This is a genomic window from Sphingobium sp. TomTYG65, from assembly GCF_055395525.1.
Window position 1 is genome coordinate 408822 of sequence record NZ_AP027330.1, and the last position, 23496, is coordinate 432317.

The window sequence follows — 23496 nt, forward strand, 5'->3', positions numbered from 1 at the left end:
CAAGGGCCGCCCTGGGGTGGCCCTTCCCATTTCAGGCGCTGACCGTCCGATGAGGTGAGATCGGCGTCAGGTCAGGAGAGGAAAGGGCGCGCCGGACGCACACACGATTGCGGCCGCGCGATTTCGCTTCGTAAAGCGCCTCGTCTGCACGCGCGATAGCGTCATGGATCGATCGGTCGCTACGCTGCATGGTGGACAGCCCAAAGCTGGCGGTCAACGCATTTGCGAGTTGCAGCTTTGGCGGGACTGTTCGCGAAAAGCTCTCGCGCAGTGCGTTGGCGATTTCGGCGGCGCGAGCGGCGTTCGTGTTTGGAAGGAACAGAACAAATTCCTCTCCGCCAAAGCGCGCAGCGATTGCTCCCGCGGGAGCAATTCCCATGATTAGTTCGGACAGCGCGCTGATCACCGAGTCCCCCAGCGCATGCCCATATTCGTCGTTCACGGCTTTGAAATGATCGATGTCGCACACGATGATGCTGCCGCTGGGTGAGCCTGCCGCGTCGATCCTGCTCACCGCGTCATCGAAGCCGCGGCGGTTGAACAAAGCTGAAAGAGGATCGACCATCGCTTCACGCTGATAGCGGCGGAGCAGATCGATCACCTGTGTCGCCAAGGCGGAAAGCGCCAGGAAAAGCCCGAAAATGCAAGCCAGGGCTTGCATCAGATAGGCGTAGTTGCTGGTGAGGAAGTCTCCACCGGAAGATAGGGTTAGGGGAACGGTGCTGCCGCGCACCAGATTGTCGAGCGCGACCAAACATGCCGCCGTAAAGAGCGCCCGATCAGCGCTGCGATGCAAATGGCCCTTCGCCGCAATGAGTGGGAGCGCGATCAGGAGGAAGCAACCGAAGTCCGACGCGACCAGCTCCATAGGCAAATTGCCGATTATATTGGCGATGACGCATAGCAGCAGGGAACTGCCCCAGATCGCCAGCCGCACCGGCAAGAGCCAGGCTGGCCGCCAGCGTTGCAAAAGCGCCTGACTGAACAGCAGGAAGCCGGTGGCGAACAGCAGATCGGCTATGATGCTCCAGAGCGGCGTCGGGATGGCCGCGAAAGCGGCAGGGGCCGAAAAGCCTGCAGCGATGCAGAAGAAGGCCGCGCTCCACCAGCCCGCCGCCCGTACATTCGAGCTCCAGACGATCAGGAACATGACGGCGAAGCTCGCCATCATGACTGGCAGGAAGAAAGCGAAATTCTCGCCCATGCTGGCTGCCCCCTGTTTGCTGTTGCCGGATCAAAGGCAGGCGCGAAGCTGCCGTCAAAGGCGCGGTATAAGCCTTGGTTTAACAAATACTTCCAGAATCGACGAGATGTTGATCCGTTATGGATTCAAAGGCGGCAAGGATTAGCCGGGCCACTTTTGAAGGAGCGGAACCAACTCGTCAAAATGATGGATGACGGCGTCGGCTTCCAGTTCTTCGACAGAACCTTCAAGAAAGCCGAAGCTGACGGCGATGCTGGGAATGCGAGCATTTCGGGCACCCGCAATGTCGTTGATCGTGTCGCCCAGGAAGACGGTGCGGCCTCCGCCAGCGCGGGCGATCATTTCGTGAATGGGGGCTGGATTTGGTTTCGCAACGCCCACAGTGTCTCCGCCCACGACACTGGCGAAGCGGTCTGACAGGCCGATCTGGTGCAGCAGCGGAATGGTGAAGCGTTCCGCCTTGTTCGTGCAGATGGCTAGTTTTACGCCTGCCTGCTCCAGCGCCGTCATGGCTTCCATCAAACCGGGGTAGGGGACGGAGTGGATGGCCAGGTTCTGCTCATAATAGTCGAGCAGGATCGGCAACATCCTGGCCAGTAAATCATCGTCATAACCGCCAGACGCCGTCAGCGCGCGCTCCAGCATGACCTTCGCGCCCTTGCCGACGAAGGGTCGGATTGCATCGACCGGGAAGGGCGGGCGGCCATCGGTCGCGATAGTATAGTTGACTGCAGCCGCCAGATCGCCGCTGGTGTCGAGCAGGGTGCCGTCGAGATCGAAGCCGACGATGTCGAAAGGAATGCTGGTCATCGGCGGCTCATGCGGCCTGCGCGGTGGCAAAGGCAAGCCAAACGTGGCAGAGAGCGATGAGATTTATCGATCTTTTTGCAGAAGAAGAGGACGCGTTCCGCCGTGACCGCCACCCGCCCACTCGCCGTCATCATCCTTGCCGCCGGGCAAGGTACGCGCATGAAATCCGCCAAGCACAAGGTCCTGCATCCGGTCGCGGGGCGGCCAATGTTGCTGCACCTCTTGAGCAGCATCGCTGAACTCCATCCTGAGCGCCAGGTAGTGGTGGTCGGAGCTGGTCGGGATCAGGTGGAAACGGCGGTCGCAGGCACCGGCGCGGTGATCGCGGTGCAGGAGCAGCAACTGGGCACCGGCCATGCGGTCGCCCAGGCGCATGACGCGCTGGCCGGCTTCGCGGGCGATATCCTGATCCTCTATGGTGACGTGCCGCTGGTCCGGCCTGAAACGATGCGGGCGATGTTGGACCGGTTGAATCAGGGCGACGAACTGCGCGCGGTTGTACTCGGCTTCCGGCCGGAGGATGCGGGGGCCTATGGCCGGATCATCACAAACGGTCAGGGCATCATCGGGAAGATGGTCGAATATAAGGATGCCGACGCCGCCGAGCGCGCCGTGACATTGTGCAATTCCGGCTTGATGGCGGTGCGATCGACGGACCTGTTCGTGCTGCTGGACAAGATCGGCAACGACAACGCAGCGGGTGAATATTATCTGCCGGACATCATCATGCTGCCCGGCGCGCAGAGTGCGGTCATCGAAACGGAAGCGTGGGAGGTGGCTGGCGTCAATAGCCGGGCGGAGCAGGCCGTGATCGAGGCTGCGTGGCAAGATCGCCGCCGCAGCGAGGCAATGCGCGACGGAGCAACGCTGATTGCGCCGGAGACGGTGTTCTTCTCCTATGACACGGTGCTGGGACGCGATGTCGTGATCGAGCCCAATGTGGTATTCGGCCCCGGCGTGACAGTCGCCGACGATGTTGTGATCCACGCCTTTTCGCACCTTGAAGGGGCTACGATTGGGACCGGTGCGGAGGTTGGTCCTTATGCGCGGCTGCGCCCGGGAGCGAAGATCGGCCCCAAGGCAAAGGTCGGCAATTTCGTCGAGGTGAAAAAGGCGGAGTTGGGCGAGGGCGCGAAGGTCAATCATCTGTCCTACATCGGCGACGCCCGCATCGGGGCAGGGGCGAACATCGGGGCGGGCACGATCACCTGCAACTATGACGGCTTCTTCAAATATAGGACGGAGATCGGCGCAGGCGCTTTCATTGGTTCCAACAGCGCGCTGGTCGCTCCCGTCAAGATCGGCGATGGCGCAATCGTCGGCGCAGGCAGTGTCGTGACGCAGGACGTAGAGGCTAACGCGCTCTGCCTTGTCCGGCCTTCCCAGGAGAGCAAGCCAGGCTGGGCAGTGCGCTTCCGCGCAAAGATGCAGGCGCGTAAAGCCGCCAAGTGACCCGCCTTCTCAGCCCTCGGGGCTGCCTACTGGCTTTGCTGCTGGCTTGCCTGCTGGTGACCGGATTTGCCTTGTGGCTCTTCCGCAACGCCTGCGCCATGCCGGTGGTACGGCGCATGGAGGTTTCGCTGCCCTATCCAGCCGGCGCAACGCGGCAGCCGGTGACGGTTGCGCTGATAACGGACAGCCATTTGTCCGGGCCGGACAACAGCCCTGAACGCATGGCTCGCATTGTAACTCAGGTGAATGGCCTCAAGCCGGACCTTATCCTACTTGGTGGCGATTATATCGGCGACCACAAGGGAGGCGCGATTTACGATGCAGAGGCGAGCATCGCGCCCTTTGCGGCGCTGCACGCGCCAATGGGGGTGCTGGCGGTGCTGGGCAATCATGACGCGAAACGCCATGCCCACATCAATGGTAAGCAATGGCGTCGGTTATTCGCGCGGATCGGTATCCCGCTGCTCCTCGACGAGGCCGTCCGCCGCGGGCCGTTGGTGATCGGCGGGCTGCGGGACATCTATACCAGCCATCCCGACATACCGGTCACCTCGCAGGCGATGGACGACCTTGGCGGTGCACAGATCGTCCTGTCGCACGGGCCGGACGTATTTCCCGCCCTACCGGACCGGCCTTTGCTGACGCTGGTAGGGCATACGCATTGTGGTCAGGTGGCGCTGCCCTTTGCCGGGATCGTCTATGTGCCTTCTCGCTTCGGCAAGCGTTATGCCTGTGGCGCATATCGGGAGGGAGCCAAGTCGATGATCGTGTCTGCAGGCGTCGGCACCAGCGGGCTGCCGATCCGGATGCTCTCACCACCGGATGTCTGGCTGGTGACAATTCGTCCAGAATGACACTGGCCCCTGTCGCTGTCCCGCCGATCATGGCATAGGTGGGCGGAAGGCAGCGCTTCTCTTTTCTTTGCATGGCTTTGAGGCTCAGGATTCATGTGCGGTATCATCGGGATCATCGGTAAGGACGATGTGGCGGAGCGGCTTGTCGAAGGGCTGCGGCGTTTGGAATATCGCGGCTATGACAGCGCGGGTGTCGCGACAGTCTATGAAGGCGCGATCGAGCGGCGGCGGGCGGAGGGTAAGCTTGCCAATCTCGTGAAGGAATTGGCGAATAATCCGTTGCCGGGAACGACCGGCATCGCGCACACGCGCTGGGCGACCCATGGGGCCCCGACCACCAGCAATGCGCATCCGCATGCCACGAAGGAAGTGGCGCTGGTGCACAATGGGATCATCGAGAATTTCAAACCGTTGCGTGAGGAACTGACGGCGCGCGGCCGCCGTTTCGATAGCGAAACGGATACCGAGGTGGTCGCCCATTTGGTGAGTGAGCTGGTCGAGCAGGGCGCTTCGCCCAAGGAGGCCGTGCGTCAGGTTCTGCCGCGCCTGCATGGGGCTTTCGCGCTTGCCATCCTGTTCCGCAGCCATCCCGAAATGCTGATCGGTGCCCGACTGGGGTCGCCGCTGGTGGTGGGCTATGGCGAGGGGGAAACCTATCTTGGGTCCGACGCCCTGGCCCTCGCTCCCTTGACCCAGCGGATCGCCTATCTGGAAGAAGGCGACTGGGTCGTCGTCACTGCCGATGGCGCGGAGATTTTCGACAAGGACAATCAGCCGGTCGAGCGCCCCATCACCATTTCAGGCGTCACGGGCGAACTGATCTCCAAGGGCAATCACCGCCACTATATGCTCAAGGAGATTTATGAGCAGCCGGTGGTGGTCGCCCAGACGCTGAAGTCCTACCTGCAGCGGATGGAGGACCGTGTGTCCTTGCCCATCCCCGATTTCGACCTGGGGGCGATCCGCCGCGTGACCATCGTCGCGTGCGGCACCAGCTATTATGCCGGTATGGTCGCGAAATATTGGATCGAGCAGTTCGCCCGCGTGCCCGTCGATATCGATGTGGCGAGCGAGTTCCGCTATCGCGCGCCGGTGATGGAGGACGGCGGACTGATGATCGTCATCAGCCAGTCGGGCGAGACCGCCGACACGCTGGCCGCGCTGCGCCATGCGCGGGACGAGGGGCAGAAGATCGCCGCCGTCGTCAACGTGCCGACCAGCACCATGGCGAGGGAGGCGGATTTGCTGCTGCCGACCCATGCCGGGCCGGAGATCGGCGTCGCGTCGACCAAGGCCTTCACCTGCCAGCTGGCGGTGCTGGCCGCGTTCGCCGCCAATCTGGCGCGCGCAAAGGGGCGGCTGGATGCCAAGGCGGAAAAGGAACTGGTGCGGCACCTGTCCGAAGCGCCCGCTGCGCTCAACGGCGCGCTGGCCTATGACGAGTCGATCGAGGATATGGCGCATCTGGTCGCGGGGGCGCGCGACGTTCTCTATCTCGGGCGCGGGCCGGACTATCCGCTGGCGCTGGAAGGGGCGCTCAAGCTCAAGGAAATCAGCTACATCCATGCCGAAGGCTATGCCGCTGGCGAGATGAAGCATGGTCCGATCGCGCTGATCGACGACAAGGTGCCGGTGATCGTGCTGGCCCCCAGCGGGCCGTTGTTCGAAAAGACCGTCAGCAATATGCAGGAAGTGCAGGCGCGCGGAGGCAAAGTGGTGCTGATCTCCGACTATGATGGTGTTCAGGCGGCGGGTGAGGGTTGCATCGCGACCATCACCATGCCCAAGGTCCACCCGCTGATCGCCCCGATGATCTATGCCGTGCCGGTGCAGCTGCTCGCCTATCATGTGGCGGTGGCGAAGGGCACGGATGTCGATCAGCCGAGGAATCTGGCCAAGTCGGTCACAGTGGAGTGATGGTGGTAGTACTCCTGCCTTCGCAGGAGCACATAGCTGGACGGCGCTGTCGCAAAGGCCGTTCGACAAGCTCGGGCGAACGGAGGGAGAGGTGATCGGCGTTGAAGCGGATCGCTTAATCCAGCCGCGTGAAGCTGAAATGATCGCGAATCCGGCGGTTGAAAAAGCCGCCCTTCGACGTAGCCCTTCGCATGTCCGCCACCAGCTTTTCCGGCACGTCATGATAGCTGTAACGCTTGCCGCTGACGAACTGGACGTCCAGCCGGTGATCGGCAGCATCATAGTCGAAGCGGCGGATGACGGTGGAAGGCATGGAAGCTATAACCCCCGCGTGAGGACGGATGTTTCCTGATTGAAGGCGGGAGGGGCGATGGCCGCTCATCTGGTGATCGTCGGCGGCGGACCTGCAGGGATGATGGCGGGCCTGCTCTTTGCCCGCGCGGGCGTGCCGGTCACGGTGCTGGAAAAGCATGGCGATTTTCTGCGCGATTTTCGCGGTGACACGGTTCATCCCTCCACGCTGGAGCTGTTCCGCGAACTCGGCCTGCGCGACAGGCTGCTGGAGCGGCCGCATAACAAGGTCAGCGAACTGACCGGCCGCATCGCGGGGCAGCGGATGCGCATCGCGGACTTTCGCCGCTTGCCTGTGGAGAGCCGCTTCATCGCGCTGATGCCGCAATGGGATTTCCTCGACTTCGTGGCGGACGAGGCACGACATTATCCCGGATTCACGCTGCGGATGAATGCGGAGGCGGTGGGGCTCACCTATGATGCGGGCGGGCGCGTCGATGGCGTCACGCTTGCGGATGGCGGTACGGTCGCCGCCGACTATGTGATTGCCGCCGACGGACGCCGGTCGGTGCTGCGCGAAGCCGCCGCGCTGCCGCTGTTGGATATTGGCGCGCCCATGGATGTCTTCTGGTTTCGCCTGCCCAAGCAGGTGACCACTGGCAACGACACGATGGGCGTGTTCGAGGCCGGAAGGCTGTTCGTGCAGATCGATCGCGGCGATTATTGGCAGTGCGCCTATGTCTTCGCCAAAGGGCAGGCCGATGCCGTCCGGTCGCGAGGGCTGGAGGCGTTCCGCAGCGAGATCGTCACCTTGGCGCCGGAACTGAGACAGGCAGCCGAGGCACTGACCAATTGGGATCAGGTGAAGCTGCTTTCGGTCGCGCTGGATCGGCTGACGCGATGGTATCGGCCCGGACTGCTGACGATAGGAGACGCGGCGCACGCCATGTCTCCCGTTGGCGGTGTGGGGATCAATCTGGCCATTCAGGATGCGGTGGCGGCGGCGAATTTGATGGCTGGAGCCATGGCGGAGGGGCGGGATGCAGATGCCATCGCGCCTCTGGTGCAGCAGCGGCGATTGTTGCCGACGCGGATCATCCAGCGGATGCAGAAGCTGGCGCATGACCGGATCATAGGAGCGCTCTTTGATCCCGCTGTGCGACTGACCGAGCCGCCATGGCCGGTGAAGCTGCTGGATCGATACGCAGTGCTGCGGGGAATCCCGGCGCGCTTGGTGGGGCTGGGTTTCCGGCGCGAGCATATCCGGTCGCCGGATGCTGGCTTAAGACGCTAGGCTTCTATTTTCGTTTGGGGGAAGTCGGTTTAGCCCCCGCCCGGAGCATTATGACCGCCTGCGGGCACCGGGCCCCCGCTAGGCGCGTGGGTGTGGTCGGGGCTGTTGTCCCAATCGATATGGTAGAGGTCGAACCGCCGGTCGCGCAGATTGCGCACCGTGCCCTCGGCGCGTGCCCAGCTGAGGTCCGCGAGGTTCACGTCCGCCATGGTCAGCGTTTCCACATTCTCCGTCGATTCCGCCGCGATGCCGTCGCGGGCAAAGGGGAGGTCGCAAGGCGTCAGGATCGCGCTCTGGGCATATTGAATGTCCATATTATCGACGTTCGGCAGATTGCCGACATTGCCTGACATGACGACATAGCATTGGTTCTCGATCGCGCGCGCCTGCGCACAATAGCGCACCCGCATATAGCCGAGGCGCGAGTCCGTGCAGAAGGGGACGAAGATGATGCGAGCGCCCTGATCGACCAGGCGGCGGGCCAGTTCCGGAAACTCGCTGTCATAACAGATTAGGACGCCGATCGGGCCGCAATCGGTCTGAATCACATCAAGCGAGTCGCCACCCTTGATGTTCCACCAGAATGCCTCATTCGGCGTCGGGTGGATCTTCTCCTGCGTGTGCACCGACCCGTCACGCAGGGCGACATAAGCGATATTCTGAATGTCGCCATCATCTGCGCGGGTCGGATGGGAGCCGCCGATGATGTTGATATTATATTCCAGCGCCATCCGCGTGAGTTCCTTCGTCAGGCGCGGGGTGTAGCCGGTGAGCTTGTCGATGGCTTCGAGCGGGGAAAGCTTCTTCGTTTCGAAGGAGAGCAAGGGGAGGGTGAAAAGCTCCGGGAAGACGATGAAGTCGGACCGGTAATCCGCTGCGACATCGACAAAATATTCGATATTGCGGATGAATGCGTCGAAGTCCTCAACCGCGCGGGCCTGCAACTGGCAGGTGGCGAGGCGGACGCTTTCGACGCCGCGCGGCACACGCATTTCGGGCGCTTCGTCGGGATCGACATAAGGGTTGCGCCAGACGAGGTGGGCGGCATGTCCGTCCGACTGCTTGTCCTCGGGCAAGTAGTTTTCCAGCACGCCGAGCGGTTCGAACTGGTTTTTTAACTGGAAGCTGATGACCTGATCCCGCAGCTTGCCGTGGACGACCTTGTCCAGATAATCGGCGGGACCATCGACGCGGCGCTTGGCCCGCGCATAACCAGGCATGCGGCCCGCGATGACGATGCCGTGCAGGTCGAGTTGTTCGGCCAGTTCCTTGCGCTCGTCATAAAGCCGTTGCCCGATCCGCAGCCCGCGCAGCTTGGGATCGACGGCCATTTCATAGCCGTAAAGCCATTCGCCCGCCGCGCTGTGGCGCGTGCCGAAGCCGTTGGCGGTGATCTCCTCCCAATCGTGGAAGGAAAAGGCCATCGACTTGCTGACGCGCATGGTCGCGCAATAGCCGACGACCCGATTGTCATAGAGCGCGACGAAGCAGCCGTCGGGGAAATTGTTGATCTGGCCCCGCAGCGTCGCCAGCGAGTAATTGGGCATGCCGGGATAAACGCGAGCGATCAGCCGCTGAATACCGCGCACATCGGATGGAACCGCCGTGCGGACCTCCAGGCGTTTCTTCGTGGCGGTCGTCATTCAGGTCGTCTCCTGCTCAATCCATCCCAAGGCTATCGACTTCCGGCCAACAAGCCAGACGCGAAAAAGGCGGCGCCGGGATGCGGCGCCGCCTCGTTCCGTTACCGTACTGAAATACGCGAGGCCTAGATCAGTTCCGCGTACTCAGTTCCACTTGGCCATTTCAGCTTCCAGGTTGACGCGGATCTGCTCGAAGAACTGCTCCGTGGTCATCCAGGCCTGATCCGGGCCGATCAGCAGCGCCAGATCCTTGGTCATCGCGCCGCTTTCAACGGTTTCGATGCAGACCTTTTCCAGCGTTTCGGCGAACTTCGTGACTTCCGGCGTGCCGTCGAACTTGCCGCGGAAGGCGAGGCCCTGGGTCCAGGCGAAGATCGAAGCGATCGGGTTGGTCGAGGTCGACTTGCCCTGCTGGTGCTGGCGATAGTGGCGGGTGACGGTGCCGTGCGCGGCTTCCGCCTCGACCGTCTTGCCGTCGGGCGAGAGCAGGACCGAGGTCATGAGGCCGAGCGAGCCGAAGCCCTGCGCCACGGTGTCGGACTGAACGTCGCCGTCGTAATTCTTGCAAGCCCAGACGAACTTGCCACTCCACTTGAGGGCGGAGGCAACCATGTCGTCGATCAGGCGATGTTCGTAAACGATGCCCTTGGCGTTGAACTGGTCGGCGAATTCATTGTCGAACACTTCCTGGAACAGATCCTTGAAGCGGCCATCATAAGCCTTGAGGATGGTGTTCTTGGTCGACAGGTACAGCGGCCATCCGCGATCAAGCGCGTAGTTCATGCTGGCGCGGGCGAAATCGCGGATCGAATCGTCCAGATTGTACATGCCCATGGCGACGCCGGCGCTGGGGAAGGTGAAGACGTCCTTCTCGATCTTCTCGCCATTCTCGCCATCCCACACCATGCGCAGCTTGCCGGGGCCGGGTACGAGGAAGTCGGTGGCGCGATACTGGTCGCCGAACGCGTGACGGCCGATGACGATCGGATCGGTCCAGCCCGGCACCAGGCGGGGGACGTTCTTGATCACGATGGGTTCGCGGAAAACGACGCCGCCCAGGATGTTGCGGATCGTGCCGTTGGGCGACTTCCACATCTGCTTCAGGTTGAATTCCTCGACGCGGGCTTCGTCGGGGGTGATGGTGGCGCACTTCACGCCGACGCCATATTGCTTGATCGCATTGGCGCAATCGACGGTGATCTGGTCGTTGGTCTCGTCGCGCTTTTCGACGCTGAGGTCGTAATATTTCAGGTCGATGTCGAGATAGGGCAGGATGAGGCGTTCACGGATCCACTGCCAGATGATGCGCGTCATCTCGTCGCCGTCGATCTCCACGACAGGGTTTTTGACCTTGATCTTCGCCATGCGCCTCTTTCGCCTTCTTGGTTCGGGTGGAATTTGGGACACGCCCTAGGGAAAGCGACGGCAATGTTCAACTGCGCAATGGCTTTTGCGAAGCATCCGCGTGGCGTGGCACAAGAGGCAGTATCGGCCGTTGTCACCGCAAATGACTGTCCCTAAAGACGGATGCTATGGAAAATGACGAAATCACCGTCGCTTTGGGCGGCAATGTGAAGTGGCGCTTCCCTTCGGTGCATCCGGAGGGGATGAAATTCGGCCTGATCGCTGCGGCGATCACACTGGTGCTGTTCCTGGTCGGCTGGGAGATTCCCGGCTGGCTGATGGTGATGGTGACGATCTGGGTGTTCGCCTTCTTCCGCGACCCTGTGCGTGCGGTGCCGCAGGATGAGAGCGCGATCGTGGCTCCGGCCGATGGCCTTGTCACCCTGATCCAGCGCGTGCCGCCCCCGCGCGAGATGGCGGGCGTGGATGGGTTGGGTGACCAGCCGATGATCCGCGTGTCGATTTTCATGAGCGTGTTTGACGTCCACATCAACCGCACGCCGATCGGTGGGACGGTCAAGTCGGTCGTCTATATCTCGGGCAAATTCCTCAATGCCGACCTCGACAAGGCGAGCGAGGATAATGAGCGGCAGCATATTCTGGTCGAGCGGCATGACGGGCTGCGCGTCGGCTTCACCCAGATCGCGGGGCTGGTGGCGCGGCGGATCGTGCCGTTCGTGAAACCGGGCGACATGATCGCGGCGGGTCAACGCATCGGCTTGATCCGCTTCGGCAGCCGGGTCGATGTCTATCTCCCGGCGGGGACCGCACCTCGCGTGGTGCTGGGTCAGCGGACCGTCGCGGGCGAAACCATCCTGGGCCAGATCGGCGACATGCGCGTCATTTCGGGCATCCAGCAATGAGGCAGCGGCGCACCATTCCGCGCGGGCTTCGCCGGGGCATCACGCTGCGGATGGTCGCGCCCAATGCCGTGACGGCGATGGCGCTCTGCTTTGGATTGACGGGTGTGCGCTACGGCATATCGGGCGAGTGGGAGAGGGCAGTGCTGTCCATCCTGATCGCCGGCGTGCTCGATGGCCTCGACGGAAGGATCGCCCGGCTGCTTCGCGGAGAGAGCCGATTCGGCGCCGAACTGGACTCGTTGTCCGATTCGATTGCCTTTGGCGTGGCTCCGGCGCTCACCCTTTATCTCTGGTCGTTGCACGCCATGCCGAAATTCGGCTGGATTTTCGCTCTGGCCCATGCGCTGTCCTGCGCCCTTCGGCTTGCGCGGTTCAACGCGAATATCGACGCGGATGAACAGCCGCATAAATCGGCGGGATTCCTGACGGGCGTGCCTGCGCCAGCCGGGGCGGGCTTGGCCTTTGTGCCGCTTTATCTGTGGCTGGTGACGGGGCAGGAGATATTCCGTGCCTGGTATGTCGTCGCGCCCTGGACCGCCTTCACCGCGTTCCTGATGATTTCCAGCATCGCGACCTATAGCTGGTCAGCTCTCCGGCTGCGCAAGCGGATCCGGTTGGAAGCCATTGCGGTGGCGGGCCTGCTGGCTGCGCTGCTCATCACCGATCCCTGGCTCACCTTGTTGTTCATCTGCGCCATTTATCTGGCGACCATTCCGTTCGGGATGATGTCCTATGCGCGGGTGCGCCGTCAGCAAGCGGCCGCCAGCGCCTGAAAACGGATCAGGCGGCGAGGATGCCGCCAGCCATCGGGCGCACCGCCGCAGTGGAACGCGGTCCCGCGCGGCGGCGGCTGATGCGCAGACGGTAAACGGGCGCTTCCTGGGGGATCGGTTCGAACAGCAAGGCGGCGATCATCTTGTCGCGGTAGAGCGCGAACATGCCGAGGATCGTGCCAGCGGCAAGCAGGAAGGCCGCGAAGAAAACAGTAGCTGCAACAAGGGTGAACATGAGGCCGCTCACTTTTCTGTGCTAGGGACCGAAGGACCCGAATGAAGGCTGCAAACTGGCCGGAGCGCCGGTTTGTTCCCGATGTTCACTATATGTTCTTAATCTTAGAGCGAGTCAACCCCTTGCATCGCCGCCACGCACGGGGTAAGGGCCGCGCCATTCCACATGGGAATCGCACATATCCGGTGCTGTAGCGCTCGCGTTTCAGTTCCTGATTCCCAGAGGCATCAACCGGAAGGAGAAGAATCATGGCGGCTCCTGTCGTCACCATGCACCAATTGATCGAGGCCGGCGCTCACTTCGGCCACCAGACTCACCGCTGGAACCCGCGCATGAAGCCGTACATCTTCGGCGAGCGCAACGGCATCCACATCCTCGACCTGTCGCAGACCGTGCCGCTCTTCGGCCGCGCGCTGGACTTCGTGTCGGCGACCGTCGCCGCCGGTGGCAAGGTGCTGTTCGTCGGCACCAAGCGCCAGGCGCAGGACCCGATCGCTGAAGCCGCTCGCAAGTCGGGCCAGCACTTCGTCAACCATCGCTGGCTGGGCGGCATGCTCACCAACTGGAAGACGATCTCGGGCTCGATCAAGCGCCTGAAGACCCTCGAAGAGAAGCTGTCGGGCGACACCCACGGCTTCACCAAGAAGGAAGTCCTTCAGATGACCCGCGAGCGCGAGAAGCTCGAATTGTCGCTCGGCGGCATCCGCGACATGAACGGCATCCCCGATGTCATGTTCGTGATCGACGCCAACAAGGAAGAGCTGGCGATCAAGGAAGCCAACACGCTGGGTATCCCGGTCGTCGCGATCCTCGATTCGAACGTCTCGCCCGATGGCATCGCTTTCCCGGTTCCGGCGAATGACGACGCCAGCCGCGCAATCCGCCTCTATTGCGACGCCGTCGCCGCCGCCGCCACCAAGGGCAACCGTGGTGCGCAGCAGGCTTCGGGCGTTGACCTGGGCGCTCTGGACGAGCCCGAGGTTGAAGAGGTCGTTGCGCAGGCCTGATCCCGCGGTCTTCGAACTGCAAGATTGACAGGCTAGGGCGCGCTCCACTGGAACGCGCCCTAGTGCTTGTTTGAACATCTCATATTTGAACCATTAAACTTTAGGAGCCGAAACATGGCCGAGATTACCGCCGCCGCCGTCAAGGAACTGCGCGACCGTTCGGGCGCGGGCATGATGGACTGCAAGAAGGCGCTCGCCGAAGCCAATGGCGACATGGAAGCCGCCGTCGACTGGCTGCGCGCCAAGGGCCTCGCCGCCGCGCAGAAGAAGTCGAGCCGTACCGCTGCTGAAGGCCTGGTCGGCGTTGCCGTCGCTGGCACCAAGGGCGTTGCCGTCGAAGTGAACAGCGAAACCGACTTCGTCGCCAAGAACGACCAGTTCCAGGATTTCGTGCGCACCGTCGCTCAGGTCGCGCTCAACAGCGGCGCGGCCGATGCCGAAGCCCTGTCGAACCAGGCGCACCCGGCTGGCGGCACGATCAGCGAAAAGCTGGTCGCCAACATCGCCACCATTGGTGAAAACCAGACCCTGCGCCGCGTCGGCCAGCTCGAAGTGAGCCAGGGCGTTGTGGTGCCCTACGTTCACAACGCGGCTGCTCCGGGCCTCGGCAAGATCGGCGTTCTGGTCGCGCTGGAAGGCGATGCGCCTGCGGACGTTCTGGAGCCGCTCGGCAAGCAGATCGCGATGCACATCGCTGCCGCCTTCCCGCTGGCGCTGTCGGCTGCCGACATCGATCCGGCCCTGCTGGAGCGTGAGCGCGCCATCGCTGCTGAAAAGGCTGCCGAATCGGGCAAGCCTGCCGAGATCGTCGCCAAGATGGTTGACGGTTCGGTCGCCAAGTACGCCAAGGAAAACGCGCTGCTCAGCCAGCTGTTCGTGATGGACAACAAGACGCCGATCGCCGACGTCGTCGCCAAGGCGGCGAAGGATGCGGGCAAGTCGATCACGCTCAAGAACTACGTCCGCTTCCAGCTCGGTGAAGGCATCGAGAAGGAAACGAGCGACTTCGCTGCCGAAGTCGCCGCGGCTGCGGGCGTCTGATTCCGGCCTGACCTGCTGAAGCGTTCGTTTAGGGCGGCGCGCGGGAAGCAAGGCTTCTCGACAAGCTGCCCCAGGACGCTAAGGACTTCACAGAGTGGCGCGCGCTGCCTAAGGTGCGCGCCATTTCCTTGTATGCCTAAAATGGAATTTTGCCCCGCATGACCCGACCGCCCTTCAAGCGTATCTTGCTGAAACTCTCGGGCGAAGTGCTGATGGGGCAGGGGCAGTTCGGCATCGAACCCGAAACCGTGAACCGCGTGGCGTCCGAGATTGCTGCCGCGAAGGATGCGGGCTTCGAAATCTGCGTCGTCGTGGGTGGCGGCAATATCTTTCGGGGTCTGGCGGGCGCCGCCAAGGGGTTCGACCGCACGAGCGCCGATTATATGGGCATGCTGGCGACCGTCATGAATGCGCTGGCGGTGCAGAATGCGCTCGAAAAGATCGGCTATGATACGCGCGTGCAGTCGGCCATTCCGATGGCGTCCGTGTGCGAACCCTATATCCGGCGCAAAGCAGTGCGGCATATGGAAAAGGGCCGGATCGTCATCTTCGCGGCCGGGACCGGTAGCCCCTTCTTCACCACCGATACGACCGCGGCGCTGCGCGCCGCGGAAATGAATTGCGACGCGCTGTTCAAGGGCACCAGCGTCGATGGCATCTATAATGCCGATCCCAAGCAGGTGCCGGATGCGGCGCGCTATGACCAGATCAGCTTCGACCGGGTGTTGAACGACAATCTGAAGGTCATGGATGCGAGCGCCATTGCGCTCTGCCGCGAAAACAATATTCCCATCGTCGTGTTCAACATCCGCGAAACCGGCAATCTGGCCAAGGTGCTGGCCGGTGACGGTGTTGCGACGATCGTGCAAAATCAGGAGCGCTGAAATACCATGGCTCAATATGACAAGGCCGACCTTGAACGCCGCATGCACGGCGCCGTCGAATCGCTGAAGGGCGATCTGGCGGGCCTGCGCACCGGCCGCGCCAACATCCAGCTGCTCGATCCCGTCACGGTCGAGGTATATGGCGCGCATATGCCGCTGAACCAGATTGCGACCGTCTCCGCGCCCGAACCGCGCATGCTGTCGGTGCAGGTATGGGACAAGAGCAATGTCGGCCCGGCCGACAAGGCGATCCGCTCGGCTGGCCTGGGCCTCAACCCGATTGTTGACGGCCAGACGCTGCGCCTGCCGATCCCCGACCTGACCGAAGAACGGCGCAAGGAATTGGCCAAGCTCGCCAGCAAATATGCCGAAGGCGCGCGGATCGCGGTGCGCAATGTCCGCCGCGACGGCATGGATAGCCTGAAGACCGATGAAAAGAAGGGCGAGATCAGCGAGGACGAGCGCAAGCGCCTCGAAACGGAGGTCCAGAAGCTGACGGACAGCACCATCGCCGATATCGATGCCACAGCTGCCGCCAAGGAGAAGGAAATTCTCGGCCACTGAGCCGGGACGCTCCGCCCCGTGTCCACCGCTCGCGCGCTAATCTGATGGCCAGCCAGGCCCAGTCCGACATCGCTCATGGCGGCGCGTCCGGCCATGGTGCGCGCCATGTCGCCATCATCATGGACGGTAATGGCCGATGGGCAAAGAAGCGGTTCCTGCCGCGCATCGCGGGTCATCGCGCCGGCGTGGAAGCGGTGCGCCGGGTGGCGCGGGCGGCGCGCGATCTGGGACTTGAATGTCTGACGCTCTACGCCTTTTCCTCTGAAAATTGGAAAAGGCCGGCGAGCGAAGTCGCCGACCTCATGGGCTTGCTGCGGCGCTTCATCGAATCCGACCTGGACGAATTTCATGCAAATGGCGTCCGACTGCGCGTTATCGGCAATTATCAGGCGCTTGATCCCGGGCTCGTTGATCTGATCGAGCGGGCGGTGGCGCGGACCGCGTCCAATACGGGGCCGATCATCGCCATCGCGCTCAATTATGGCGCGCAGGACGAACTGGTCAGGGCGGCGCAGAGCATCGTCAGGCGTGTTCAGGCAGGCGAGATTGATGCGAACGCGATCGGCCTTGATGATGTGGAATCGGGCCTAGACACTGCGGACCTGCCGCCGCTCGACTTGCTGATCCGCACATCGGGCGAACAGCGGCTCAGCAATTTCATGCTGTGGCAGGCGGCTTATGCGGAACTCTATTTTACCGAGACCCTCTGGCCCGATTTCGATGCGCGGGCGCTTGCAGAGGCGCTTGATGCCTTCCGCCTGAGGGACCGCCGTTTCGGCGGGCTGTGATCCATGTCGAGCGAGCTTCGCACCCGCACGATCGTCGGCATCTTCCTTGTGCTTCTGGCTTCGGCGGCGCTGTATTTCGGCGGATTCTTCTTCTGGCTGCTGCTCGTGATCGCGGGCGTGCTGATGCAGGGCGAGTGGGCTGACCTGACCGGCGCAGCGCCAGAACATCGGCGCTTGTCGATGTTCGCCGTGTCGGTCCCGCTGGCGCTGCTTTGCCCCTTGGCGGCGGGAGTGTCCTGGACGGCGTTCACGTTGACGGTGGCGGCCTTCTTCTTCGTCGCGCTGATCACGCGATCGTTGCGGCTTGCCACGGGCATTTTCTATGTCTGCGTGCCGGTGATGGCGCTCATCTTCCTGCGGCAGCAGGAGCCGAGCAATTTCGGCCGCCTCTTAGCCTTCTGGGCGCTCTCGCTCGTATGGGCCACGGACATCGGGGCTTATTTCGCCGGACGCGCAATCGGCGGGCCGAAGCTGGCTCCCCGGATCAGCCCGTCCAAGACCTGGGCCGGGCTGGGCGGCGGCGTACTCGCGGCCTTGGTCGTTGGTTTCCTCCTGCACCGCTTTGCAGGCTTGCCGATTCAGCTTGCCGCGGCGAGCGGCCTGCTGGCGGTGGCGGCGCAGCTTGGCGACCTGCTTGAAAGCGCGATGAAGCGGCGGGCCGGGGTCAAGGACAGCGGCAATCTGCTACCGGGTCATGGCGGGGTGATGGACCGGCTGGATGGCGTAGCCACAGCCGCTCCGCTGGCGGCGCTGCTCTACCTTTTTCTGGTGTTTTCCTGATGCGTAAGGTTTCCATCTTCGGCGCGACGGGCTCTGTGGGTATGTCCACGCTCGACCTTATCCAGCGCGACCCCGGCGCTTTCGAAGTCGTTGCGCTCACCGCTCATAGCGACGTCGAGGGGCTGGCGAAGCTGGCGCGCCAATGTAATGCGCGCATCGCGGTGATTGGGGACGCTGCGCGCTATGATGCGCTGAAAGCGGCCTTGCAGGGATCGGGTGTCGAAGTCGCGGCTGGCGAAGCCGCGCTGGTCGAGGCGGCCGAAGCTGGCGCGGACTGGAGCATGGCGGCGATCGTCGGCTGTGCGGGCCTGCGCCCCACCATGGCGGCGTTGAAGGCAGGCGGCACGGTTGCACTGGCGAACAAGGAGTCGCTGGTTTCGGCGGGCGCTCTCATGATGGACGCCGTCGAGCAGTCCGGCGCGACCCTGTTGCCGGTCGATAGCGAACATAATGCGATATTTCAGTGCCTTGCGGGAAGCCGCCTGGAAGATGTGGCAAGGATCATCCTGACCGCGAGCGGCGGTCCCTTCCGCACCCGCAGCCATGATGAGATGCGCGGCATCACGCCCGCCCAAGCGGTGGCCCATCCTAACTGGTCGATGGGCGCGAAGATCAGTGTCGATAGCGCGACCATGATGAACAAGGGTCTGGAACTGATCGAGGCCGCTCATCTCTTCCCCATCGGGCTCGACCGGATAGAGATATTGGTTCATCCCCAGTCGATCATCCACAGCATGGTCGAATATCGCGACCGTTCGACACTGGCGCAGCTGGGATCGCCCGACATGCGCATCCCGATCGCCAGCGCGCTTGCATGGCCAGAGAGAATGGAGACGCCGTGCCAGCCGCTGAACCTGGCGCAGGCAGGGCGGCTGGACTTCGAGGCTCCGGACCAAGATCGCTTCCCCGCGCTCCGTCTGGCGCGGGACGCAGCACAAGCGGGTGGGGCGGCCCCGGCGATTCTCAACGCCGCTAATGAAGTCGCCGTGGCGGCTTTCCTCAAAGGCGCGATCGGCTTCCTTGATATCGCCATGATTGTGGAGGATGTTCTGAACCGCTATAGCGCGCCAGTGCCAAGCGGGATCGACGATGTGCTGGAAGCGGATGCGCAGGCGCGAAGCATGGCGCGACATGTGATGGAAAGATTGACTGCTTGATCCAGAACCCCGGCTTCTTGTTGACCGTCCTCGCTTTTGTAGCGGTCATCGGACCGCTCGTTTTCGTGCATGAACTGGGTCATTATCTGGTCGGCCGCTGGTGCGGGGTGAAGGCAGAGGCCTTTTCGATCGGCTTCGGTCCGGAAATCGCCGCTTGGGTGGACCGTCGCGGCACCCGCTGGCGCATCGGCGCGCTGCCGCTGGGCGGCTATGTTCGCTTCAAGGGCGACATGAACGCCGCCAGTCAGGCGGACCCTGCCTGGTTGCAGCTTCCCGCAGCCGAACGCGCGGAAAGCTTTCCGGCCAAGCCGCTATGGCAGCGCGCTGCGATCGTGGCGGCGGGACCGTTCATCAACTTCCTCTTCGCCATCCTGATCCTTGCCGCCTTCGCCTTCGCGCATGGCGAAAGCCGTACGCCTGCCGTCGCGGGGCAGGTGCAGCCGGGCAGCGCCGCGGCTGCGGCGGGCATTCAGCCGGGGGACCGTATCGTCTCGCTCAACGGGCGCGAGATGGCGACTTTCGACGATATTCGGCTCTACGCGCAGATCAGGGCTGGCGAGCCGGTGACGATCCTGATCGATCGCGCGGGAAAGAGCATCGAAAAGCAGGGCCGCGTAGGCGCCGTGCAGGAGCGGGATGGCTTCGGCAACAGCTACCGGATTGGAAGGCTGGGGATCGCTCCGGGTGAGCCCGTGATCGAGCCGGTTCCGCTTTGGCGCGCGCCCGTCGTCGCGATCAAGCAGACGGGCCAGATCATCCGCACCATGGTTGAAACGCTGGGCCAGATATTGGGCGGCGGCCGGTCGGTGAAGGAACTGGGCGGCCCGCTCAAGATCGCGGAGGTTTCGGGTCAGGCGGCGACGCTGGGCATCGAGAGCTTCGTCTTCTTCATGGCGCTCATCTCGATTAACTTGGGGTTCATCAACCTGTTGCCAATCCCCATGCTGGATGGCGGTCATCTGCTGTTTTACGGTGTGGAGGCGGTACAGCGTAGGCCGGTCAGCCCGCGCGTGCAGGAATGGGCTTACCGGTCGGGCCTGGCGGTGCTTCTGGCCATGATGATGCTGGTGACTTTCAACGATTTATCTTCTTTCGGCCTCTGGGAACGCCTGTCCGGCTTGATCGGCTAAGCCGTATCGGGCAGGGAGGCGCGATTTAGCGTCGTCTTTCCCGGCGTGAACGAACATTTGCTTTTTTGTAAAAGGGTGGAGCGGGTGACAGCGATGATGAGCAGCAAGAGACAGCGCCCGGTTGTCGCGGCCCTTCTGGCAACGACGATGTTCGGCGGCCTGTCTGCGGTTCCCGTGCTGGCGCAGGAAGCTGCCGCACCGGCCGCGCCCATTCCGGCCGTAGCACCCGCCGCGGGTACCATCCGCAGCATCAATGTCGTAGGCCAGCAGCGCCTGGAACCCGACACGGTCCTGTCCTACACCAAGCTGCGCATCGGTCAGCCCTTTACTCAGGAGTCGCTCGACCAGGCGCTGCGCGACCTTTACGAGACCGAATTGTTCGCGGATGTGCAAATCCGCAACGACAATGGCGCGCTCACCATCGAGGTGAAGGAAAACCCGGTCATCAACCGCATCGTGCTGGAAGGCAACAAGCGGCTGAAGGAAGACAAGATCCGTCCGGAGATCAAGCTCGCGCCGCGCCAGATCTACACCCGGTCGAAGGTCCGCGCGGATGTCGCCCGCATCATCGAACTGTATCGCCGTCAGGGCCGCTTCGCCGCGACGGTCGAGCCCAAGATGGTGCAACTCGACCAGAATCGCGTCGATATCGTGTTCGAGATTTCGGAAGGACCCAAGTCCAAGGTCCGCCAGATCAACGTGATCGGTAACGAGAAGTTCAGCGATGGCGAACTGCGCAGCCAGATGGTGACGAAGCAGTCGCGCTGGTTCCGCGTCTTCTCCTCCGGCACCAGCTATGACCCCGATCGCCTGGCTTATGACCAGCAGAAGCTGCGTCAATTCTATCTGACAGAGGGCTATGCCGATTTTCGCGTGATTTCGGCCGTGGCGGAACTGACGCCGGACAAGCAGGACTTCATCATCACCTATGTGGTGGAAGAAGGTCAGCGGTACAAATTCGGCGATGTGAAGGTTGAGTCGGACATTCGCGACCTGTCGGGCGCCTCGCTCACCAAGACGCTGCCAATGAAGAAGGGCGACTGGTATAACGCCAAGCAGGTCGAGGACACGGTCGATACGCTGAGCGAGACCGCCGGCCTGTTCGGCTATGCCTTCGCCGACGTCCAGCCCGACTTCAACCGCGACAAGGACAGCCTGACGATGGGGATCAATTTCCGCATCGCCAACGCACCGCGCGTCTATGTTGAACGGGTCGATATCAACGGCAACACGCTGACGCAGGACAAGGTCATCCGCCGCGAGTTCCGCCTGGCGGAAGGCGACGCGTTCAACAGCTTCCTCGTCAAGCGTTCGAAGGACCGCATCAACTCGCTCGGCTTCTTCCAGGAAAAGCTGGATATCGAACAGAAGCCTGGCTCCGCGCCGGACCGCATCGTGCTGGAAACCAACGTCCAGGAAAAGTCGACCGGCGAACTGTCGCTCTCGGCCGGTTTCTCCTCGCTGGAGCGCTTCATCGTCGCGGCCTCGATCACTCAGCGCAACTTCCGCGGCAAGGGCCAGGAACTGCGTGCCAGCGTCAACTATTCCAGTTATTCCAAGTCGGTCGAACTGGGCTTCACCGAGCCCTATTTCATGGACAAGAATATCGCGCTGGGCGGCGACATCTACCGCCGCGACCTCAACAGCTTCCGTTATCTGGGTAACGGCAACGACCGCGATACTACCTACAAGCAGACGACGACCGGGTTCCAGATCCGGGCAGGCGTGCCCATCACCGAATATATGTCGCTGGCGCTCCGCTACAGCCTCAATCTGGATGATGTGAGCCTGGACAAGGACACCTATTACACCAACGGTGTCTGCGATCCGATCCTGGCCGGGCGTTATTTGTGCGACGCGATCGGCAAGCGGACTACTTCCTCGCTTGGCTACTCGCTCATTTATGACAACCGCGACAATCGCATCCGCCCGACGCGCGGACACAATATGGTCGTGAGCCAGGACTTCGCAGGCCTTGGCGGAAGCGTAAAATATATCCGTACGCGTCTGAATGCGTCGAAATATTGGCCGCTGGGGGGAGGATTCATCTTCTCGCTCTCAGGTGAGGGTGGCTACATCCACAGCCTTGAAGGCGAGCGTCGGGATGCCACGGGCGAAATCGTGGACAAAATCCGCCTGACCGACCGTTTCTTCCTTGGCAACCCGCAAATCCGTGGTTTTGACATTCGCGGCATCGGGCCTCGAGTTAAGCGCCTTTATCTGGTCAAGGACCCGACTACCGGCGCTTATGTTCCGAGCACTGACAATAAAAATGTCAGGGACGACGCGCTGGGCGGCAAAATCTATTATCTCGCGCGTGCCGAGGTGGAGATTCCGTTGGGCTCGGGTGCTCGGGAGATGGGATTGCGACCGTCGGTCTTTGTCGATGCGGGCGCTGTGGCCGGCCTGCGGGATCCGGTCCCGACCAACTTCCCCGGATATTGTTCGATTACCCCACAGACTAACTCGAACAATCCGGCTCGTGCGCCGGAGCGCGCAAGCAGCCCAGGGAATTGCAGTAACGTTCCTCCCGCTGCAGGCTATGACATCGCCTATGTGGAGGGCTCCGGCTTTACTGAACAATATCTCGGCGACACGCTCAAGCCGCGTGTTTCCGTGGGCTTTGGCGTCAACTGGAACTCGCCGTTCGGGCCATTCCGTATCGACATCGCCAAGGCCCTGCTCAAGGAACCAGGGGACGACACTCAGCTCATCAGCTTCAACGTAGGGACTCAATTCTAATGAAGACGATTATCAAGGCTGCGGCGCTCGCTCTTGCGCCCATGACTGCCATCGTGCTGACCAGCGCGCCGGCTGCTGCACAGTCGAAGACAGGCATTGCCGTCGTGGATCTGCAGCGGGCCGTCGCTACCAGTTCTGCCTACACCACCGCGCGCACGCAGATCCAGACCACCTACAAGGCGCAAATTGACAGCTTTACGGCGCGTAAGAACGCCATTGATGCTGACCTCAAGGCAAAGGGCACGGCGCTCGACGCTGCTCTGAAGGCAGCGGGTGGCAAGCCGACCCCGGCGATCCAGACTCAATATGAAGCTGCTCAGAAGGCCCAGCAGAACGGCCAGGCCGAACTGCAGCGTCTGGGTCAGCCGATCGCGCTCGCCAACGCCTATGTCGAAGAGCAGATTTCGGCCAAGCTGTCCGATGCGCTCAAGTCCGCCATGACCAAGGCGAAGGTCGATCTGGTCATCGCTCCCGACGCGACCGTGTCCTATCAGCCGACCGTGGATATTACGCAGCAGGTCGTGACCGAACTCAACGCGCTGGTGCCCAGCGTCGGCATCACGCCGCCCGCTGGCTGGCAGCCCGGTGGCGCGCGTGGTCAGGCTCCGACGCCTGCCGCAGCGGCTCCCGCCAACCCGTCGCAGCAGCCGACTTCGCGCTGAT

General features: G+C 62.5%; 22 protein-coding genes. 16 read left to right on the plus strand and 6 right to left on the minus strand.

The window, feature by feature from the left end; genetic code table 11:
• Positions 1-31: 31 nt before the first annotated feature.
• Both ACZ5Y5_RS02095 and ACZ5Y5_RS02100 read right to left on the minus strand, forming a co-directional pair.
• Positions 32-1204 (minus strand): GGDEF domain-containing protein, encoded by a 1173-nt coding sequence (locus ACZ5Y5_RS02095; protein ID WP_464809564.1) that lies wholly within the window; start codon positions 1202-1204, stop codon positions 32-34.
• A 141-nt stretch (positions 1205-1345) separates the two neighbouring features.
• Positions 1346-2014, minus strand: coding sequence for an HAD family hydrolase (locus ACZ5Y5_RS02100; protein ID WP_464809565.1), 669 nt, complete (start codon positions 2012-2014; stop codon positions 1346-1348).
• A 159-nt stretch (positions 2015-2173) separates the two neighbouring features.
• Here ACZ5Y5_RS02100 and glmU point away from each other — a divergent pair, with 159 nt between their 5' ends.
• From glmU to glmS, 3 genes are all read left to right on the plus strand, one after another.
• Positions 2174-3466, plus strand: coding sequence for a bifunctional UDP-N-acetylglucosamine diphosphorylase/glucosamine-1-phosphate N-acetyltransferase GlmU (gene glmU / locus ACZ5Y5_RS02105; protein ID WP_464810443.1), 1293 nt, complete (start codon positions 2174-2176; stop codon positions 3464-3466).
• The gene (locus tag ACZ5Y5_RS02110) at positions 3463-4320 is read left to right on the plus strand and encodes a metallophosphoesterase (protein WP_464809566.1); all 858 of its coding nucleotides are present in this window, start codon (positions 3463-3465) and stop codon (positions 4318-4320) included. Before glmU ends, ACZ5Y5_RS02110 begins: the two co-directional genes overlap by 4 nt.
• 93 nt (positions 4321-4413) lie before the next feature.
• On the plus strand, positions 4414-6237 hold the full coding sequence (gene glmS, locus ACZ5Y5_RS02115) for a glutamine--fructose-6-phosphate transaminase (isomerizing) (protein WP_464809567.1): 1824 nt from the start codon (positions 4414-4416) through the stop codon (positions 6235-6237).
• A gap of 115 nt (positions 6238-6352) precedes the next feature.
• On the opposite strand, the gene ACZ5Y5_RS02120 is transcribed toward glmS, so the two are convergent.
• Positions 6353-6550, minus strand: a complete 198-nt coding sequence (locus ACZ5Y5_RS02120) for a KTSC domain-containing protein (protein ID WP_464809568.1) — start codon at positions 6548-6550, stop codon at positions 6353-6355.
• A gap of 57 nt (positions 6551-6607) precedes the next feature.
• Between ACZ5Y5_RS02120 and ACZ5Y5_RS02125 the strand changes: the two genes are divergently transcribed.
• Positions 6608-7822: an FAD-dependent oxidoreductase gene (locus tag ACZ5Y5_RS02125; protein ID WP_464809569.1), complete on the plus strand. Its 1215-nt coding sequence runs from the start codon at positions 6608-6610 to the stop codon at positions 7820-7822.
• Positions 7823-7851: 29 nt separating this feature from the next.
• Here ACZ5Y5_RS02125 and ACZ5Y5_RS02130 read toward each other — a convergent pair whose 3' ends face one another.
• Entirely contained in the window at positions 7852-9465 is a 1614-nt protein-coding gene (locus ACZ5Y5_RS02130) for a GNAT family N-acetyltransferase (RefSeq protein WP_464809570.1), read from the minus strand.
• A 144-nt stretch (positions 9466-9609) separates the two neighbouring features.
• Positions 9610-10830 (minus strand): NADP-dependent isocitrate dehydrogenase, encoded by a 1221-nt coding sequence (locus ACZ5Y5_RS02135; RefSeq protein WP_464809571.1) that lies wholly within the window; start codon positions 10828-10830, stop codon positions 9610-9612.
• Between the two features lie 167 nt (positions 10831-10997).
• On the opposite strand from ACZ5Y5_RS02135, the gene ACZ5Y5_RS02140 reads away from it, so the two are divergent.
• Both ACZ5Y5_RS02140 and ACZ5Y5_RS02145 read left to right on the plus strand, forming a co-directional pair.
• Positions 10998-11732 carry a phosphatidylserine decarboxylase gene (locus ACZ5Y5_RS02140; RefSeq protein WP_464809572.1) on the plus strand — a complete coding sequence of 245 codons (735 nt, stop codon included), beginning with the start codon at positions 10998-11000 and terminating at the stop codon, positions 11730-11732.
• Positions 11729-12505, plus strand: a complete 777-nt coding sequence (locus ACZ5Y5_RS02145; protein WP_464809573.1) for a CDP-alcohol phosphatidyltransferase family protein — start codon at positions 11729-11731, stop codon at positions 12503-12505. The genes ACZ5Y5_RS02140 and ACZ5Y5_RS02145 overlap by 4 nt, the downstream gene beginning before the upstream one ends.
• A 7-nt stretch (positions 12506-12512) precedes the next feature.
• Here the strand turns inward: ACZ5Y5_RS02145 and ACZ5Y5_RS02150 are convergent, their stop codons facing one another.
• The gene (locus ACZ5Y5_RS02150; protein ID WP_464809574.1) at positions 12513-12740 is read right to left on the minus strand and encodes a hypothetical protein; all 228 of its coding nucleotides are present in this window, start codon (positions 12738-12740) and stop codon (positions 12513-12515) included.
• 248 nt (positions 12741-12988) lie between these two features.
• On the opposite strand from ACZ5Y5_RS02150, the gene rpsB reads away from it, so the two are divergent.
• The 10 genes from rpsB (at position 12989) to ACZ5Y5_RS02200 (ending at position 23495) form a co-directional block, all read left to right on the plus strand.
• Positions 12989-13747, plus strand: coding sequence for a 30S ribosomal protein S2 (rpsB, locus tag ACZ5Y5_RS02155; RefSeq protein ID WP_037461891.1), 759 nt, complete (start codon positions 12989-12991; stop codon positions 13745-13747).
• Between the two features lie 114 nt (positions 13748-13861).
• Positions 13862-14788 carry a translation elongation factor Ts gene (gene tsf / locus ACZ5Y5_RS02160; RefSeq protein ID WP_464809575.1) on the plus strand — a complete coding sequence of 309 codons (927 nt, stop codon included), beginning with the start codon at positions 13862-13864 and terminating at the stop codon, positions 14786-14788.
• Positions 14789-14946: 158 nt separating this feature from the next.
• Positions 14947-15672: a UMP kinase gene (gene pyrH, locus ACZ5Y5_RS02165; protein ID WP_464809576.1), complete on the plus strand. Its 726-nt coding sequence runs from the start codon at positions 14947-14949 to the stop codon at positions 15670-15672.
• Positions 15673-15678: 6 nt separating this feature from the next.
• Positions 15679-16236: a ribosome recycling factor gene (gene frr / locus ACZ5Y5_RS02170; RefSeq protein ID WP_464809577.1), complete on the plus strand. Its 558-nt coding sequence runs from the start codon at positions 15679-15681 to the stop codon at positions 16234-16236.
• Between the two features lie 44 nt (positions 16237-16280).
• Positions 16281-17024, plus strand: coding sequence for an isoprenyl transferase (locus ACZ5Y5_RS02175; RefSeq protein WP_464809578.1), 744 nt, complete (start codon positions 16281-16283; stop codon positions 17022-17024).
• A gap of 3 nt (positions 17025-17027) precedes the next feature.
• Entirely contained in the window at positions 17028-17804 is a 777-nt protein-coding gene (locus ACZ5Y5_RS02180) for a phosphatidate cytidylyltransferase (RefSeq protein ID WP_464809579.1), read from the plus strand.
• Complete coding sequence (locus ACZ5Y5_RS02185) at positions 17804-18961, plus strand: 1-deoxy-D-xylulose-5-phosphate reductoisomerase (protein WP_464809580.1); 1158 nt, start codon at positions 17804-17806, stop codon at positions 18959-18961. The genes ACZ5Y5_RS02180 and ACZ5Y5_RS02185 overlap by 1 nt, the downstream gene beginning before the upstream one ends.
• On the plus strand, positions 18958-20091 hold the full coding sequence (rseP, locus tag ACZ5Y5_RS02190; protein ID WP_464809581.1) for an RIP metalloprotease RseP: 1134 nt from the start codon (positions 18958-18960) through the stop codon (positions 20089-20091). Before ACZ5Y5_RS02185 ends, rseP begins: the two co-directional genes overlap by 4 nt.
• A gap of 93 nt (positions 20092-20184) precedes the next feature.
• Positions 20185-22833, plus strand: a complete 2649-nt coding sequence (gene bamA / locus ACZ5Y5_RS02195; protein ID WP_464809582.1) for an outer membrane protein assembly factor BamA — start codon at positions 20185-20187, stop codon at positions 22831-22833.
• Positions 22833-23495, plus strand: a complete 663-nt coding sequence (locus ACZ5Y5_RS02200) for an OmpH/Skp family outer membrane protein (protein ID WP_464809583.1) — start codon at positions 22833-22835, stop codon at positions 23493-23495. Before bamA ends, ACZ5Y5_RS02200 begins: the two co-directional genes overlap by 1 nt.
• The last annotated feature ends 1 nt before the right edge of the window (position 23496 follow it).

Excerpts from the sequence above, each read along its gene's own strand:
- ACZ5Y5_RS02135 (WP_464809571.1), bottom strand. The coding sequence starts at position 10,830 with ATGGCGAAGATCAAGGTCAAAAACCCTGTCGTGGAGATCGACGGCGAC.
- bamA (WP_464809582.1), top strand. The coding sequence starts at position 20,185 with ATGATGAGCAGCAAGAGACAGCGCCCGGTTGTCGCGGCCCTTCTGGCA.
- ACZ5Y5_RS02120 (WP_464809568.1), bottom strand. The coding sequence starts at position 6,550 with ATGCCTTCCACCGTCATCCGCCGCTTCGACTATGATGCTGCCGATCAC.
- glmS (WP_464809567.1), top strand. The coding sequence starts at position 4,414 with ATGTGCGGTATCATCGGGATCATCGGTAAGGACGATGTGGCGGAGCGG.
- ACZ5Y5_RS02175 (WP_464809578.1), top strand. The coding sequence starts at position 16,281 with ATGGCCAGCCAGGCCCAGTCCGACATCGCTCATGGCGGCGCGTCCGGC.
- ACZ5Y5_RS02125 (WP_464809569.1), top strand. The coding sequence starts at position 6,608 with ATGGCCGCTCATCTGGTGATCGTCGGCGGCGGACCTGCAGGGATGATG.
- ACZ5Y5_RS02150 (WP_464809574.1), bottom strand. The coding sequence starts at position 12,740 with ATGTTCACCCTTGTTGCAGCTACTGTTTTCTTCGCGGCCTTCCTGCTT.
- ACZ5Y5_RS02100 (WP_464809565.1), bottom strand. The coding sequence starts at position 2,014 with ATGACCAGCATTCCTTTCGACATCGTCGGCTTCGATCTCGACGGCACC.
- frr (WP_464809577.1), top strand. The coding sequence starts at position 15,679 with ATGGCTCAATATGACAAGGCCGACCTTGAACGCCGCATGCACGGCGCC.
- ACZ5Y5_RS02130 (WP_464809570.1), bottom strand. The coding sequence starts at position 9,465 with ATGACGACCGCCACGAAGAAACGCCTGGAGGTCCGCACGGCGGTTCCA.
- ACZ5Y5_RS02180 (WP_464809579.1), top strand. The coding sequence starts at position 17,028 with ATGTCGAGCGAGCTTCGCACCCGCACGATCGTCGGCATCTTCCTTGTG.
- ACZ5Y5_RS02095 (WP_464809564.1), bottom strand. The coding sequence starts at position 1,204 with ATGGGCGAGAATTTCGCTTTCTTCCTGCCAGTCATGATGGCGAGCTTC.
- ACZ5Y5_RS02185 (WP_464809580.1), top strand. The coding sequence starts at position 17,804 with ATGCGTAAGGTTTCCATCTTCGGCGCGACGGGCTCTGTGGGTATGTCC.
- glmU (WP_464810443.1), top strand. The coding sequence starts at position 2,174 with ATGAAATCCGCCAAGCACAAGGTCCTGCATCCGGTCGCGGGGCGGCCA.
- rpsB (WP_037461891.1), top strand. The coding sequence starts at position 12,989 with ATGGCGGCTCCTGTCGTCACCATGCACCAATTGATCGAGGCCGGCGCT.
- ACZ5Y5_RS02200 (WP_464809583.1), top strand. The coding sequence starts at position 22,833 with ATGAAGACGATTATCAAGGCTGCGGCGCTCGCTCTTGCGCCCATGACT.
- ACZ5Y5_RS02140 (WP_464809572.1), top strand. The coding sequence starts at position 10,998 with ATGGAAAATGACGAAATCACCGTCGCTTTGGGCGGCAATGTGAAGTGG.
- tsf (WP_464809575.1), top strand. The coding sequence starts at position 13,862 with ATGGCCGAGATTACCGCCGCCGCCGTCAAGGAACTGCGCGACCGTTCG.
- pyrH (WP_464809576.1), top strand. The coding sequence starts at position 14,947 with ATGACCCGACCGCCCTTCAAGCGTATCTTGCTGAAACTCTCGGGCGAA.
- ACZ5Y5_RS02145 (WP_464809573.1), top strand. The coding sequence starts at position 11,729 with ATGAGGCAGCGGCGCACCATTCCGCGCGGGCTTCGCCGGGGCATCACG.